1 protein-coding gene (only partly in view) is annotated in these 17,916 nt (G+C 65.6%); it reads right to left on the bottom strand.

The window, feature by feature from the left end; genetic code table 11:
* On the bottom strand, positions 1 to 17,916 hold the 3' portion of the coding sequence (locus BKG76_RS17260; protein ID WP_083338075.1) for a non-ribosomal peptide synthetase. 13,182 nt of this gene lie beyond the right edge of the window; only the last 17,916 of its 31,098 coding nucleotides appear in the window; its start codon lies off the right edge, out of view; its stop codon occupies positions 1 to 3.

Below are 17,916 nucleotides of genomic sequence, written 5' to 3'. Positions count from 1 at the left end.
TCACTCGCTGCTGAGCAGACCCCACAGTCGTTGCCCATACTTGGCGGCCGAGCCGTTGGTCAACATCTCGTCGTGTGTGCAGTCGACCGACTCGATGACAATGCTGCCCGAGAAGTGCGGTGCCCACGACCGCGTGAGGAACGAGGCGCGGTCGTCTTGGTCGCGCTCGGCAGAGAACAGGGTTACATCACCGTCGAACACGCCCGGAAGGTGCTGCCGATATCTCGTGATGTTGTCGTTGATGTTCTCCATGAATAAGGCGAAGACTCGCTTGTATCGAGCCAAGTCGGCTAGTCCTGCTTCGCGCAGCAGCTGCGCCATCTGCTCGTCGTTTCCAGGCTGAGGCCGGGCGGAAACCCCGGATAACAAGGTCTCGTCGATGGCCGGCTGCGCATCGAGCAGCACAAGACGCGAAATCGTGCGTCCACGCCGCTGCAGCTCGACGGCGACCTCATGCGCAACCACTCCACCAAAGGACCAGCCGAGCAGGTTGTAAGGCCCTGTGGGATAAAGCTCTTCCATTCTGTTCGCGTAGTCGATCGCCATATCGCGGATGGACGACGGCTGGTCCGATGGCGCTTGCTGAATTCCGATGATCGGGCAGTCCAGGTAGCTGCCAAAGACGTGATAGGGCCAGCTCACCCCGCCGGCGGGATGTATGCAGAACAGCGGAACGCCGGACGCGTCGTGCAGGGTCTGGACGGGCGCTATCGTCGGCGCATCGCCGGTGGCCACACCCAGCCGTTGGCTCAAGCCCCTGACGGTGGGTGTCTCAAACACAACGGGCACCGGAAGGTCGGCGTCCAGCGCCGTATTGATCGCGGCGATCAAGCGCATCGCCGAAATGCTGTCTCCCCCAAGGTCGAAGAAGGAGTCGTCGACACCTACCCGGTCAACGCCGAGAATCTGGGCGTAGATACCCACCAGGATTTCCTCGGTAGGTCCTTCGGGCGCACGGTACTGGCCAACGACGTATTCGGGCGCCGGCAGCGCACCTGTGTCGAGCTTGCCATTGGCGGTCAGCGGCAATGCGCCGAGTACCACCACCGCCGCCGGAACCATGTATGCGGGCAACCGTGTCCCCAGCAGCGAGCGGATCTCCGCCGGATCGGCAGTGCCGGTGACATACCCCACCAACCGTGTACTCAGTGGGTTCTCGTCACGAGCGACCACGACCGCTTGCTCGACTCCCTCCAATTCGGCCAGCGCGGACTGGATTTCGCCGAGCTCTATGCGATATCCACGAATCTTGACCTGCTCATCGGCGCGTCCCACATAGTGCAGCTGCCCGTCGGCTCGCCAGCGGACCAGGTCTCCGGTGCGATACATCCGCGACGCGGGTTCTCCGAATGGGCAGGCCACATACCGCGAGGCGGTCAATCCGGCACGACGCAGATACCCGGGCCCGACACCGTCGCCGGCCACATACAACTCACCGACAACACCGGGCGGCACCGGCCGTAACCACCCGTCCAAGACAAACAGCGCCGCGCCCGGTACCGGCGATCCGATGGGCACCACACCGGATCCCGCAGTCAAGCCTGCAATCACCGAGGCGCAGATTGTGGTCTCGGTCGGACCGTAGGCATTGATCATCACCCGCCCCGTCGCCCAGCGGTCCACCAGATCGGCTGGGCACGACTCCGCCCCGAGAACCAGTGCCACCGACTCCAAGCCCTCGGGTGAGAGGGCACCGGCTGCCGATGGGGTCTGGCACAGGACGTCGATCTTTTCGGCGATAACCAAGGCGCGGAGATCTTCTGGTGAATGCACGACAGCATCCGGCACCACCACCAGCCGTCCACCGTCCAGCAGCGCGCCCCAGATCTCCCACACCGAGAAGTCGAAAGAATACGAGTGGCTCTGCGACCACACACCCGCCTTCGGCAGTCCAGCCTCAAGGGAACCCAACAGCTGCGTGAGATTGTGATGAGTAATGGCAACACCTTTGGGTATACCGGTGGTGCCTGAGGTGTAGATCACGTAAGCGACACCCGCCGCATCCGGCCACGGCAGCGGCGCCGGGGACTGCACATACACCGCGAGATCGTCGACATCGATAACAGCGAGATCGTGGCCCAGCAGCCGAGCCCGCAGATCCGACGAGGTCAGCACCGCCACCGGCGCGGCGTCGGCGAGCATGAACTCCATCCGATCCGTCGGCAACGCCAGGTCGATCGGCAGATAGGCGGCTCCGGTTTTCAGCACCGCCAACATGGCCGCAATCGCGTTTGTCGAGCGCGACAACAACAGCGCCACAGTCTGCCCCGGACCGACTCCGTTGGCTATGAGTATGTGCGCCAACCGGTTCGACAGTCGGTCGAGCTCGCGGTAGGTCGTGGACCGGCCCGCATCGACGACCGCTACTGCATTCGGGATGCGCGCCACGTGTCGAGCGAACAGCTCCGGTATGGAGATGCGTGCGCTTTCGGGGCAAGTCAGAGTTGCCCGGTTTCCGAAGTCCGCCAACCGCACATGCTCGCCGGCATCAAGCAGATCGACAGACGACAACTGCCGCGCCGGATCGGCGGTCATCACCGTGAGCGCTCGCTGTAGTCGGCCGATCACCGCTTCGATGGTGTCCGCACTGAATACTTCGGTGTCGTACTCTACGCGCAGTCCCAGCTCGCGCCCGGGCTGTGCTTGCACCGTCAATGGGTAGTGGGTGGATTCCCTGCTGACAACATCGGAGATGGCCAGCTCCCTGTCGGCCAGCGCCACCCCGGTGTCGGTCGGATAGTTCTCGAACGCGAAGAGCGTGTCGAAGAGTTGATCGTGGCCGGTAACTCGATGAATCTCGTTGAGCGTGAGGTGCTGATGGTCCAGCGTGAGGTTATGTGCATCTTGTAGCTGCGCCAGCAGGTCACTGACGGTGGTTGTCGCGGTGAGGTTGGCACGCACCGGGACGGTGTTGATCAGCAGTCCCACCATGGATTCCGCGCCGTGCACCTCCGGTGGCCTACCGGAGACGGTGGTACCGAACGTGATGTCGCGCTGCCCTGTCAGCGAGGCCATCACCACAGCCCAGGCCGCCTGCAGCACGGTGTTGACGGTCGTCCGGGACGATCGGGCCAATGCGGATAGCGCGTGAACGGTGTCGGCCGGTACTTCGCAGGATCGACTGCCACGCAAGCCTCGTCCCAGCCGGTGTCCCGGACTCACCAGAGTGGGAGTGTCGAGGTTCGCGAACACCTCGCGCCAGGCCGCGCGCGCAGCCTCGGTGTCGCGTGCCGCGAGCCAGCTCACGTAGCCGCGGTAGGGCGCCGCCTCCGGCAGCGCATGACCGTAATAGCCGGCGAAAATCTCACCCAACAGAATCGGCATCGACCAACCATCGAGAACAATGTGGTGGTTGGTGAGCACCAGCCGATGCTGGTGCTCACCGGTACGGATCAACGCCACCCGGAAAACCGGTTCGTTGGCGAGGTCACATACCGCCGCACGCTCGGTCGCGCATACCTGGAAAACCTGGGCATCGATGTCATGAATGGTCTCGCCACCAAGATCGACAAAACGCCAGGCGATTACGGGATCGGCGGGAATGACCTGCACCGGTTCCTCGAACTGGCCATAGAACCGGGCGACCAGATTCGGATGGCGAACGATGACCGCCTGCATCGCGGCGCGGAGGCGGAGCTGGTCGAGCGGACCGCGCAGACCGATGTCCATCTGCATCGCGTACAGATCTTCAGCACCACGAATGGCATTGGCGTGGAAGAACAATCCCTGTTGCAGGGGTGTCAGCGGCAGCACATCATCGATGCGATACAGGCGCGCAAGTTGGTCGATATCGTGCTGACTCAGGCGGGCCGGTGCGATATCCGACGGAGTGAACCCGCCGCCACCGGAGCGCACCAGGGCGCAGATGCCGGCGAGGGCCTCGAACCAGAGTCGGCTCAGCCGACGTACCTGGCCTTCGGTGAGAGCCGAAGGCGCCCAAGTCCAGTCGGCGTGCAGGCGCGGACCGTCGCCGGTGTCGATGGTGACGGCGTTGAGCTCCACGGTGTGCATCAGCGGCATGGGTATTGCCGTGGCCACGCGGGTGGCCGACGATCCGTCCTGGCATATCCGCCAGCCATCGGCGGCCATATCGGTTCCCGGGCCGCCCTGGCGCCCGAAGTAGTTGAACCCGAGCACCGGGTCGGCCCCGTTCACGTCGACATCGGTGTTCAGGTAGCGCAGCGCGCCATAGGTCATCCCGTCCGGATGCCGGCGCAACTGCTCCTTGGCGTCCTTGACGACGGCGGCGAGCGCGGCCTCCCCCGCACCAACCTGTGACCAATCGAGACCGGACACCGACAGAGCCACTGGGTATTTCGCGGTAAACCAGCCCACGGTGCGGGACAGGTCGACGGTTGGATCGAGTTCTTCTTGGCGCCCGTGGGCTTCGACATCGATGCCCACGGTGTCACTGCCGGTGAATTCGGTAGTGGCGAGAGCGAAGGCAATGAGCAGGATTTCGTGGATCCGGGTGTGGAATGCCGCGGGCACCTCCGCCAGCAGCACCTTGACGGTCTCGGCGTCATCGAAGGTGAGCGACAGCCGGCCCGCATTGGCGTAGGTGTCTTGTTCCGGGTGCACCGCCGGGAAAACCGCCGGGGTATCGGTCACCTGCCGCCAGGCTTGTGCCTGGGCAACAACTTCCGCCTCATGGGCATGTTCATCGAGCAGCTGCGCCCACCGCGAGAATGAGGTGCGGGGCGCGGACAGAACGATCGGATGACCCGCATGGTGCTGGGCCCAGGCGATGTTGAGGTCTTCCAACAGAACCAGCCAGGACACCGCATCGATGGCCAGGTGATGGATGATTACCACCAGCTGTCCGGTGGCCGGTACCCACAACGCGCTGAGCATGACACCGGCATGAGGATTCAGGTGTGCGCGTGCTTCGCGCACTGCCTCGTCCGTGAGTTCATCCACCGATTGCACATGCTCCGCGACAGCCACGGTCCCCGGCTCGGTTACCGTCAACGACCAACCGTCCCCGCCATCGCGGCCATCCTGACTGTCCTCGATACGCAGCCGCAGCATGGCGTGACGATCCAACAAGGCCTGCAACACAATCGCCACATCGGCCTCGGTGACCCCCGACGGGGCCTGCACCACCATGGTCTGGTTGAACTCATCGATCGGGCCGTCCACGTTCTGCAGCCACGCCATGATCGGGGTCGGGCGCAAAGGTCCGACGCCGTCGTCCGCCGCAACATTCACGCCGTCATCAACCACCACGACGCGGGCCAGCCGTGCCACCGACTGCTCGACGAATACATCTCGGGGCCTGCACATCAAACCCGCAGCCCGCGCCCGTGCCACCACCTGCATCGACAGGATGCTGTCCCCACCCAACTCGAAAAACGACTCGTCGGCGCCGACCCGCTCCAACCCCAGAACCTGGGCGTAGATACCGGCCAACAGCTCCTCGACCGGGCTTACCGGGGCCCGATACTGGCCTCCCTGGTACTCCGGAACGGGCAACGCTCGCTTATCGAGCTTTCCGTTGGGCGTCAGCGGCAACGCGTCCAGCCACATGACCGCGGCCGGCACCATGTAGCCCGGCAACTGCTCCGAAAGCGCCGCACGCGCCGCGCCGGGATCGGCGGTTCCGGTGATGTAGCCGACCAAACGTTTGTCGCCCGCACGATCCTCCCGTGCCACCACAACCGCCTGCTCCACACCATCCAGATCGGCCAGCGCAGACTGGATTTCACCAAGTTCTATCCGATATCCACGGATCTTGACCTGCTCGTCGGCGCGGCCCAAATAGTCCAGCTGCCCATCGGCGCGCCAGCGCACCAGATCCCCCGTGCGGTACATGCGCATCCCCGCACCACCGAACGGGCACGCCACAAACCGTGACCCCGTCAACGCCGAACGGTGCCAATACCCAACCCCGACTCCGGCACCCGCGACATACAGCTCACCCACAACTCCGGACGGCACCGGCTTCATCGATCCGTCCAGCACGAACAGTGCCGCTCCCGGAACCGGCGAACCGATCGGCACACCGCGCGATCCCGCCTTCAGCGGCGCACTCACCGCCGCATAGATCGCGGCCTCCGTCGGGCCATAGGCGTTGAGCATCAGCCGGTCCGGACCCCAGCGGTCCACCAGTTCGGCCGGGCATGCCTCACCGGCGACCACCAATGCCACCGACTCCAGACCGACCATCGGGAGCATGCCGGCGGCCGAGGGTGTTTGGCTCAGTACGGTGACCTGTTCGGACACGAGCAGCGCGTGGAAGTCCTGGGGAGACCACTCCATCTCCTCGGGCACCACCACCAGCCGTCCGCCACGCAGCAGGGCACCGAAGATCTCGGACACCGAGACATCGAAGGCCAGGGAATGCCATTGCGACCAGACTCCAGCAGACGGCAGCCCAAGACCGGTCGATGCCACCAGCTGTGTCACGTTCTGATGCGTGACCGCAACGCCTTTGGGAACTCCGGTGGTACCCGAGGTATAGATGAGGTAGGCGATGTCGCTCGGCGACGGCACCGGCAGGGCCGTGGCCGGTTGCGTCTGCATGAGGGGGCCGTCGATATCGATGACCTCCGGCGCATGGCCGTTGAGCCGCCCGGCCAGTTCGGCGGTGCTGATCACCACCGAGGGCGCCGCGTCCTCAAGCATGAATCCGACACGGGTGCCCGGTAGCGCCGGATCGATCGGCAGGTACGCCGCGCCGGCTTTCAGCACCGCGAGGATGGCGACGATGGCCTGTGCCGAACGCGGAGTCAGCAGACCCACGCACTGACCCGGGCCCGCTCCGCGATCGACGAGTAAGTGCGCCAGCCGGTTCGACGCCTCGTCCAGCTCCCGATACGTCATCGAACGTCCCGCGCAGGTCAATGCCACCGCCGACGGGATACGCATCACCTGTTCGGCGAACAGCGCCGGAATCGACATTGATATCGAGGGTTGGGCCAGCACGGACCGGTTCCCGATCTCATCCAGCCGCGCATGTTCGACATCGTCGAGCAGATTCACCGAGGACAACGTCCGATTCGGGTCTGCGGTCAGGGCAGTCAGCACCCGCTGCAGCCGGTCGGTCAGCTTCGTGACGGTGTCCGAGTCGAAAACGTCGGTGCGGTACTCGACTCTGCCGCTGATTCCGGCGGGATCGCCTGCCTCACTCCATTGTTCGGAGAGCGAGAAGGTAAGGTCCATCCGCGCCGACTGGGTGTCCGACGGTAGCGGCGTGACCTCAACATCTCCGAGGGAGAGCCCGACCCCCGAGTCGAAGGAGTTTCCGGGGAGGTTCTGCCAGGCCAGCATGACCTGAACCAATGGATGATGGCTCAGCGACCGGACCGGATTGAGCCGCTCCACCAGCAATTCGAAAGGCACATCCTGGTTCTCGAAGGCGGCCAGACTGCGTCTGCGTACCTGGGCGAGCAGTTCGGCGAAGGTGGGATCCCCGGCCACATCGACCCGCAGCACCAGGGTGTTGACGAAGAAGCCCACCAGCTCGTCCAGCGCGGGGTCGCGCCGCCCGGCGATCGGGAAGCCCACTGCGACATCGTCGCCGGCGGTGATCTTCGCGAGGAGCACCGCCAAGGCGGCCTGCATCACCATGAAGCTTGTCGCGTTGTACTCACGCCCCACCCGCCGAACATGCTGCTGCAGTTCGGCCGGCCAATTGATCTCGACCGTGGCTCCGCGCTGATCTGCCATGAGCGGATAGGGACGATCGGTGGGCAACTGCAATCGCTCGGGCATCCCCGCCAGCGCGTCTTCCCAATAGGCCAGCTGTGTCGCGAGACGGCCGTCGCTGTCGTCGAGATCACCGAACTGTGCGCGCTGCCATAGGGTGTAATCCACGTATTGCACGGCCAGCGGCTCCCAGTCCGGAGCCTGTCCCGCGCACCGGCCGGCGTATGCCACTCCCATATCACGCATCAGAGGGGTGATAGACCAGCCATCGGCGGCAATATGGTGCACCACCGCCGCCAGCACATGTTCGTCCTCGGCCGTCCGGAACAGGCATGCCCGCAACGGGATCTCCGACTCCAGATTGAACGCGTGGGACGCCACCGCGCCGACTGCGTCGGTCAATCTGTCCGCCGACCACCCGCTGGCATCAACAGCCTCCCAACCGAAATCGACCCGCTCGACCGGCACCACCACCTGTTGCGGCGTTCCGCCGGGCGCCGCAAACAAGGTACGCAGACTCTCGTGGCGGGCGACCACATCGACAAGCGCGGCACCCAACGCCTCGGCATCAAGCGGACCATTCAGCCGCAACGCGGCGGCGATGTTGTAAACCGGTGAGGGCCCCTGCAATTGGTCGATAAACCACAGTCGATTCTGGGAGAACGACAGCGGCACCACGTCGGGCCGCGCGCCCGCAACCAACGGCTCGGCACTTCCCGCGCACTCCCCGACACGTGGCGCCAGCTGGGCTACCGTGGGGGCCTCGAAGATCGCGCGGACGGGAAGATCCGCGTCCAGCGCGGTATTGATCGCCGCGATCAGGCGCATCGCCGAAATACTGTCGCCGCCAAGGTCAAAGAATGATTCGTCCACTCCGACACGTGTGACCCCGAGCACCCGGGCGTAGATGCCGGCAAGGATCTCTTCCGTCGGATTGGCAGGGCCGCGGTATTCACCCGCAGCGTATTCGGGAGCCGGTAGTGCCCGTTTGTCCAGCTTCCCGTTGGGTGTCACCGGCAGCTCGGTCAAGACCACCACCGCGGCAGGAACCATGTACGCCGGCAGGCGGTCGCCCAATGCGGCGCGCGCCACAGCCGGATCGGCGGTCCCGGTGACGTAGCCGATCAGGCGCTTCTCACCCGGCCGGTCTTCCCTGACGATCACCTCCGCGGCCTGCACCCCGTCCAGATCGGCAAGGGCGGACTGGATTTCGCCGAGTTCGATGCGGTACCCGCGGATCTTGACCTGCTCATCGGCACGGCCCACATACTGCAGCTGACCATCGCCGCCCCAGCGCACCAGATCGCCGGTGCGATACATGCGAGTGCCGGGCTCGCCGAACGGGCAGGCGACAAACCGGGACGCGGTGAGCGCGGACCGGTTCACATAACCACAACCCACACCGTGACCGGCGACATACAACTCACCGACCACCCCGGCAGGCACGGTGCGCATCCACCCGTCCAGCACGAACAGGGCCGCACCCGGTACCGGGGAGCCTATCGGCGGCGTACCCGATCCCGCCGTCAGGGGCACACTGATCGACGCGAATATCGTTGTTTCCGTGGGACCGTAGGCGTCGAACATCGTCCTGCCCACAGCCCATCGGTCCACCAGGTCGGGTGAGACGGGCTCGGCGCCCAACACCAACGCCGCCGCTTCCAATCCCTCCGGCGACAGCATCCGCACCGCTGACGGAGTCTGGCTGAACACTGTCACCTTCTCCGCGATCAGCAGCGCGTGGAAGTCTTTGGGCGAGCGTGCCACCGCGTCGGGCACCACCACCAAACGGCCGCCGTGCAGCAGCGCGCCCCATATCTCCCATACCGAGAAATCGAAGGCATAGGAATGGAACTGCGCCCACACCTGGTGTGGTGCCAATTCCACGCCGACGGCTGCCGCGTCGAACATCCGGGTCACATTGCGGTGGGTGACTGCCATCCCCTTAGGGATTCCGGTCGTACCCGACGTGTAAATGATGTGGGCCAGGTCATCGGCGGCAGGAATCGTTGGCGCCAGGCATGATTGAGACCGCGCTGCGGGATCGTCGACATCGACGACGGGCAGCTTCAACCCCGCGAACCGGTCCATCAGTGTCGCCACGGTGATGGCCACGACCGGCTCCGAGTCCGCCACCATGAACTCGATGCGTTGGGGCGGATGTGCGGGATCGATCGGCAGATAGGCCGCGCCGGTCTTCAGGACGGCAAGAATCGCCACGATGGCCTGAGCCGAGCGGGGAAACAGCAGTGCCACACATCGTCCAGGGCCGGCTCCGTGCAATTCCAGCAGGTGCGCCAGCCGGTTCGCTTCCTCGTCGAGCTCGCGATAGGTCATCGAGCCGCTCTCGAAGGTGACCGCCACCGCGTGCGGGGTCCGGGCCACCTGCTCACCGAACAGGGCCGGTAGCGAGGCCTCCCTCGCCCCCTGACGCAATACCGCCCTGTCACCCCACACATCTAGCTGCCGATGATCCGTGTCATCCAGTACGTCGAACGACGACAACCTGCGCCGCGGGTGGGCGGTCATTGTCGCCAACACCCGTTGGAAGCGCTCCACCCATGTGGCGATGCTGTCCGGATCGAATACCTCGGTGTCGTACTCGATGCGCAGGCCGAGCTGCTGACCCGGCTGCGCTTGGACCGTCAGCGGATAGTGAGTGGATTCCCTGCTGGTGATATCGGTGATGGCCAGCTCATGTTCGCCGGCCAGGGCGGCGGCATCGATCGGATAGTTCTCGAACGCGAAGAGCGTGTCGAACAGCTTGTCCTGTCCGGTGATTCGGTGGATCTCACCCAGTGCCAGATGCTCATGCTCGAGGGTGTCATTGTGATCGTTCTGCAACTGCGCCAACAGGTCCACGGTGGTGGATGACGCGGCGATGTTGGCGCGTACCGGCACCGTGTTGATCATCAGGCCCACCATCGATTCGGCGCCGGGCACCTCGGCCGGTCTGCCGGACACCGTGGTGCCGAAGACGACATCGCGCTGACCGGTCAGCCAGCACAGCAGCTGCGCGAACGCGGCCTGCAGCACGACATTCACGGTCGTGTGGCACGCGCGCGCCAATTCGCCCACGGACCGTGAAAGATCGGCGGGTAGCTGAACCAGCTCGGCTCGTTGTGCTCCGACCCTGGACCGATCCTGCGGGCCGACCAATGTCGGATTGTCAAAGCCCCCCAGCACTCGGTGCCACGCCGCACGCGCGGCATCGCGATCCCTGCCGCCGAGCCAGGTGACGAAGCCCCGGTACGGCACGGGCGCGGACAACCGCTGCCCGTAGTAGCCGGCGAATATCTCCCCCAACAGGATTGGCAGCGACCATCCGTCAAGCACGATGTGGTGGTTGGTCAACACGAGACGGTGACGCTGCGCCGAAGTGCGGATCAACGAGACCCTGAAGGCCGGCCGATTGCCCAGATCGCATACCGCAGCGCGCTCGTCAGCACACAGCCGCCGAATCTCGGCGTCCACCTCCACGTCCACGTCGCCGTCGAGTTCGAGGTATTGCCACGGCACAACGGGGGCGGCCGGAATGATCTGCACGGGCTCGTCGAACTGCCCGCAGAAGCGCGCCAGCAGATGCGGATGCCGGGTGATCATGGTCTGCACCGCATCACGCAGACGGTCGGCGTCAAGGGGCCCGGTCAGGGTGAAATCCAACTGTCCCGCGTACAGATCGTCGCTTCCGGCCACCGTGTTGGCGTGGAACAGCAGCCCCTGTTGCACGGGGGTCAGTGTCAGTATGTCGGCAATCCGGTGTTGGTCCGCCAGCTCATCGATCTGTCGTTGGCTCAGGCGCGCGGGGGCGATATCCGATGGCGTCAGTCCGCCGCCGCCCGTGCGCACGTGGGCGCAGATTCCGGTCAGCGCCTCGAACCATAGACGGTTCAGCCGGCTGATCTGCTCGCGCTCGAGAACCGATGGCGCCCACGTCCAGTTGGCGTGCAACCGCGGACCGGCATCGGTGTCGATGGTGACCGCGTTGAGTTCCACGGTGTGCGGCAGCGGCATGGGTATCGCTGCCGCCACACCGGCGCCCGTCCAGCGTTGCGGCCCCGGCCGCCACAGGGCTTCGGAAAGCTCGGCCGCGCGGCCTTGGCGTCCCAAGTAGTTGAACCCGATCGTCGGGTCGGCTCCCGCTAAATCGACGTTTGGATTCAGGTAGCGCAGCAGCCCGTAGGTGAGCGGCTCCGGCAGGGCGCGCAGCTGCTCCTTGGCGTCCTTGATCACCGCCCCCAGCACCCCGTGTCCGGAAACCACGTGCGCCCAGTCCAGACCTGAAACTGATAGTGAGACCGGGTATTTGGCGGTGAACCAGCCGACGGTGCGGGACAGGTCGACATCGCGCGGGGCTGCGCCACCGAGGTCTTCAAGGCGCCCGTGCCCCTCGACATCGATGCCGACCGCCTCGCCGCTGCCCACGAATTCCGCTGTGGCCAAAGCGAAGGCAATCAACAGTATCTCGTGGATTCCGGCCTTGAATGCCGTCGGAACCTCACCGATCAGCATGCTGGTGGTATCGGCGTCCAGCTCGGCGGCGTGATGTCCGGCGGTGGCGAAGGTGTCCGCGTCGGGACGCACGGCGGGCAACGCCGCGGGGGCTGCCGTCACCGCCTTCCAGGTGTCCACGCAGTCCACGACTTCCGGATGGGTTGCCCGCTCCGATAGCCGGGTCGCCCATTGGGCGAATGAAGTTCCGGTGACAGGCAGCACCACCGGTTGGCCAGCGCGATGCCGAACCCACGCGACGTTCAAGTCCTCCAACAAGATCCGCCAGGACACGGCGTCGACCGCAAGGTGATGGATGATGACCACCAATTGTCCGGTGCCTGCCGCCCATATCGCACTGAGCATCGCACCCGTTTGTGGGTTCAACCGCGAACGCGCTTGCACTATCAGGTCATCGGTCAGCTCGTCCACGGATTGCAGGCAGTCCCGGGCATCCACCGTCCCCTTCTCGGGCGCCGTCAACGACCAACCGTCTGCCTCGGGGTCAACACGCAGACGCAACATGGCGTGTCGGTCCAGCAGGGCCTGCAACACAATTGCCACGTCGGACTCGTCGGCTCCCACCGGGGCCTGCACCAGCATCGTCTGATTGAACTCATCGATCGGCCCCTCGGAGGCCTGCAGCCAGCGCATGATCGGGGTGGTCGGCACCGGCCCGACTCCCTCGTCCGTCAGGCCTGTCGACCCATCGGACGCCTCGACCACGCGGGCCAGCCGTGCGACCGTCTGTTCGACGAAAATGTCGCGCGGCCGGCAGGTCAGACCCGCGGCACGTGCCCGCGTCACCACCTGCATCGACGAAATGCTATCCCCGCCAAGCTCGAAGAAGGACTCGTCGATGCCCACGCGGTCGAGTCCCAGGACCTGCGCGTAGATGCCCGCCAATATCTCCTCGATCGCGGTATCGGGCGCGCGATACCGATCAAGGCTCTGGTATGTCGGTGCGGGCAGGGCACGCGCATCCAGCTTGCCGTTCGCGGTGAGTGGTAGCGCGTCGAGCACCACCACCGCCGCCGGAATCATGTAAGGCGGTAGCTGCTCGGCCAGTGCGGAACGTGCGGCAGCGGGATCGGCGGTTCCGGTGATGTATCCGACCAGACGCTTGTCTCCGGGACGATCCTCTCGGGCGATCACCACCGCCTGATCCACACCGTCGAGCATGGCCAGCGCCGCACCGACATCGCCCAATTCGATGCGGTAGCCGCGGATCTTGACCTGCTCGTCCGCGCGGCCAAGGTAGTCGAGCTGGCTATCGGAACGCCATCGCACCAAATCCCCGGTCCGGTACATGCGTGCGCCGGTACCGTCGAACGGGCAGGCCACGAAACGTGATGCCGTCAACCCGGCGCGGCCGAGATACCCGGCGGCCACACCGGCTCCCGCGACGTACAACTCACCGACCACCCCGGCGGGCACCCGTCGCAGCGCCTCGTCGAGCACGAACAGCGCCGCCCCGGGTACCGGGGAGCCGATCGGCGGTGCTCCCGAACCGGCGGTCAACGGTGTGCTGATCGCCACGCACATCGTGGTCTCGGTGGGCCCGTAGGCATTGACCATCACCCGGCCCGGAGCCCAGCGATCCACGACCTCCGCGGGACACGCCTCACCGGCCACCACCAACGCCATCGAGTCCAGGCCGGTCGACGACAACGCACCCGCCGCCGAGGGCGTCTGGCTCAACACACTCACCTGTTCGGCGACCAGTAGCGCGTGCAGATCATCGGGTGAACGCGTCAGCGCTTCGGGCACCACCACAAGTCGCCCGCCGTGCAACAGTGCGCCAAAAATCTCCCAGACGGAAACATCGAATGACAGCGAATGCCACTGCGACCACACCCGCCCCGGCGGTAACCCGGAGTCTCCCGACGCCAGCAGTTGGGTCACGTTGTTATGCGTGACCGCAACACCTTTAGGGACTCCGGTGGTGCCCGAGGTGTAGATCAGATAGGCGATATCTTCGGGTGTAGGCCCCGGCAAGGCGGTGCCGGGTTGAGTGCCGATTCGAGGATCGTCGACGTCGATCACCGTCACACCGTGGCTCGCGATCCGCTCGGCCAGGTCGGTGCTGCTGATCGCTGTGACCGGCGCGGCGTCCGCGAGGACGAACCCGATCCGCGCCGCCGGCAGCGCCGGGTCCAGGGGCAGATACGCGGCACCGGATTTGAGCACCGCCATAATCGCCACGATGGCCTCGGCCGACCGCGACAACATCAGCGCCACACATCGGCCCGGAGCAGCACCCTGGTCAACAAGCAGGTGCGCCAACCGGTTCGACGCCTCGTCAAGCTCTCGGTAGGTCATGGACCGGTTCTGGAAGGTCAGCGCGATGGACATTGGAGTGCTGACCGCCCGCGACGTGAACACCTCGGCAATCGATGCGTGCGTCGCCGCCGGCCCGGCCAGCACGGACCGGTTCCCGATGGCATCCAGGTGGGTGCGCTCGACATCGTCGAGCAGATCCACCGATGACAGCTGTCGGGCGGGATCGTCCGTCATGGCCATCAATACCCGTTGCAGCCGTGCGATCAACGCCTCGACAGACGCCGCGTCGAAGACATCGGTGCGGAATTCAACCGTCCCCCCGATCCCGGCAGGATCACCGGACTCCCCCCAGCGCTCGCCCATGGAGAACACCAAATCCATGCGGGCGGTGTGGGTGTCGACGGGAATCGGCGTGACCCGCGCATCGCCCAGGGACAGCCCGGCTGCCGGATCGTCGTGACCCGCGAAGTTCTGCCACGCCAGCGTCACCTGCACCAGCGGGTGATGGGTCAGCGACCGCGTGGGGTTGATCCGCTCCACCAGCACCTCGAACGGCACATCCTGATGCTCGAAGGCCGCCAGGCACCTCCGACGCACCTGCGTCAACAGCTCGGCGAATGTGGGATCTCCACCGACGTCGATCCGGAGCACCAGCGTGTTGACGAAGAACCCGACAAGGTCATCGAGCGCGGGATCGCGACGTCCCGCGATCGGGAAGCCCACCGCGACATCGGAGTTGGCGCCGATCTTCGACAACAGCACGGACAGGGCCGCCTGCATCACCATGAAACTCGTCGCGTTGTACTCACGCGCCAGCCGGGTGATCCGCTGCTGCACCTCGGCCGGCCAGTCCACCTGTACCGTGGCACCGCGTTGATCAGCGACATTCGGGTATGGGCGGTCCGTGGGCAGTTGCAGGCGCTCCGGCATTCCGGCCAGCGCGTCGCGCCAGTAACTCAGCTGTGCGCCAATGGGGCTCGTCACGTCGTCGATATCACCGAACTGGGCGCGTTGCCACAGGGTGTAGTCGATGTATTGCACGGGTAACGGCGACCAGTCGGGGGCATGACCCGAGCACCGGGCGGCATAGGCGGTCCCCAGATCACGGACCAACGGCGCGACCGACATACCGTCCGCGGCGATATGGTGCACCACGGCGGCCAGCAAGTGTTCATCGTCGGCGATGCGAAAAAGCCTGGCTCGCATGGGTATCTCGTTTTCGAGATCGAAGGTGTGGTGCGCCACCAGACCCATGGCCTCGCCAACCCGGCCGGTGCTCCAGCCGCTCACATCGTCAATGCCCCAGCCGTAATCTGCCAGCTCGGCAGGCACCACGACCTGCCGTGGTGTTCCGTCGGGCGCCGCGAAGTACGTGCGCAGGCTCTCGTGCCGGGACACCACATCGGCAAATGCCCTGCCCATCGCCCCGGCATCGAGCGGCCCGTCCAGCCGCAATGCCACGGCCATGTTGTAGACGGGCGAGGGTCCCTGCAGCTGATCCAAGAACCACAATCGGTTCTGCGCGAACGACAACGGCACCACCGTGGGCCGCTCCCCGGCCACCAGCGGCTGCTGCCCTGCCACACCCTCATTGATCCGGGGGGCGAGCTGGGCAACGGTCGGAGCCTCGAACACGGTGCGGACCGCCAGGCCGACACCCAAGTTCGCGTTGACGGCGGCGACCAGACGCATCGCCGAAATGCTGTCGCCGCCAAGGTCGAAGAATGAATCGTCGACGCCAACACGGTCCACTCCGAGCACCCCGGCGTAGATCCCGACCAGGATCTCCTCGGCGAGATTTTCCGGAGCTCGGTATTCGCCGGTGGTGTATACCGGCGTAGGCAGGGCACGGATATCGAGTTTCCCGTTTGACGTCAGCGGCAGCACGTCAAGTACCACAATCGCCGCCGGCACCATATACGCCGGGAGGTGTTCAGCCAGTGCGGCTCGTGCCTCGGCCGGATCAACCGACCCGGTCACGTACCCGACCAGGCGCCTCCCCCCGGCCTGCTCAGCACGGGCGATGACCACCGCGTTCTCGACACCGTTGAGACCGCCCAGCGCGGACTGGATTTCGCCCAGTTCGATGCGGTACCCGCGGATCTTGACCTGCTCGTCGGCACGGCCCAGGTAGTCCAGCTGGCCGTCGGCACGCCAGCGCACCAGATCACCCGTGCGGTACATCCGGGCGCCGACTGTCCCGAACGGGCACGCGACAAATCGTGAGGCCGTCAAACCGGCCCGTTCGATATACCCCTGGGCCACACCGTGACCTGCCACGTACAGCTCGCCGACAACCCCGCCCGGTACCGGCCTCAGGGATTCGTCAAGCACCAGCAGGGCCGCGCCCGGCACCGGGAACCCGATCGGCGGCGCACCAGAACCTGCCGTCAGGGGCGTGCTGATCGCCACACACATCGTGGTCTCGGTGGGCCCGTAGGCGTTGATCATCACCCGGCCTGGGGCCCAGCGATCCACGACCTCGGCCGGGCAGGCCTCACCGGCCATCACCAGCGACACCGATTCCAGCCCGTCGCGGGACAGCACAGCGACCGCCGACGGAGTCTCCGTCAGCACGCTCACCTCGTAAGAAACCAGCAGGGCATGAAAGTCCTGGGGCGAGCGCGCCACTGACTCGGGCACCACCACCACGCGGCCACCGCGAAGCAGTGCACCGAAGATTTCCCAGACGGAAACATCGAACGCCAGCGAGTGACTGTGCGACCACACCCCGGCCGGGGGCAGGCCCGCGTCCAGGTTCTGCAACAACTGCGTCACGTTGCGATGCGTGATGGCAACACCTTTCGGTACACCGGTGGTACCCGAGGTATAGATCAGATAGGCCACGTCGGCGGCGTCCGGTGCCGGCGGCGTCGCATCGGACTGACCTGCGATCCCCGGATCATCGATATCGACTACCACCACGTGGTGGCCACTCAGTCGGTCGGACAGGCCTGCGGTGCTTACCGCCGCGGTGGGCGCGGCATCGGCGAGCATGAACGCGATCCGTTCGGCGGGCAGCGCCGGATCCATGGGAACGTATGCCGCCCCCGACTTGAGGACCGCCAAAATCGCCACCAGGGCCCCGGCTGAGCGTGGTAGCAGCAGCACGACACGGTTGCCCGGGCGGACGCCGGCACCAATCAGTCTCTGCGCCAGCCGGTTCGATGCCTGGTCCAGCTCACGGTATGTCATGGACGTGTCCTGGCACACCAGCGCTTCAGCATCCGGGACGCGAGCCACGTGCGTGGCGAACAACTCTGGAATCGACTGTTGCGCGGGTGCCGCCTTGGTGAGGACCGAACGGTTTCCCAGTTCGTCCCACCGGAGGCGTTCGCCCTCGTCGAGCAGGTCCACGCAGGACAGCCGACGATCGGGGTCAGCGGTCACGGCAGCCAACACCCGCCGCAACCGTTCGGCCAGCATCTCGATGGTGTGCGCGTCGTACACATCGGTGCGGAACTCCACGTGCCCGCCGATCCCGGCCGGATC

Source organism: Mycobacteroides franklinii (assembly GCF_001853795.1).
GTDB lineage: Bacteria > Actinomycetota > Actinomycetes > Mycobacteriales > Mycobacteriaceae > Mycobacterium > Mycobacterium franklinii.
This window is presented reverse-complemented; position numbering and strand designations above follow the sequence as displayed.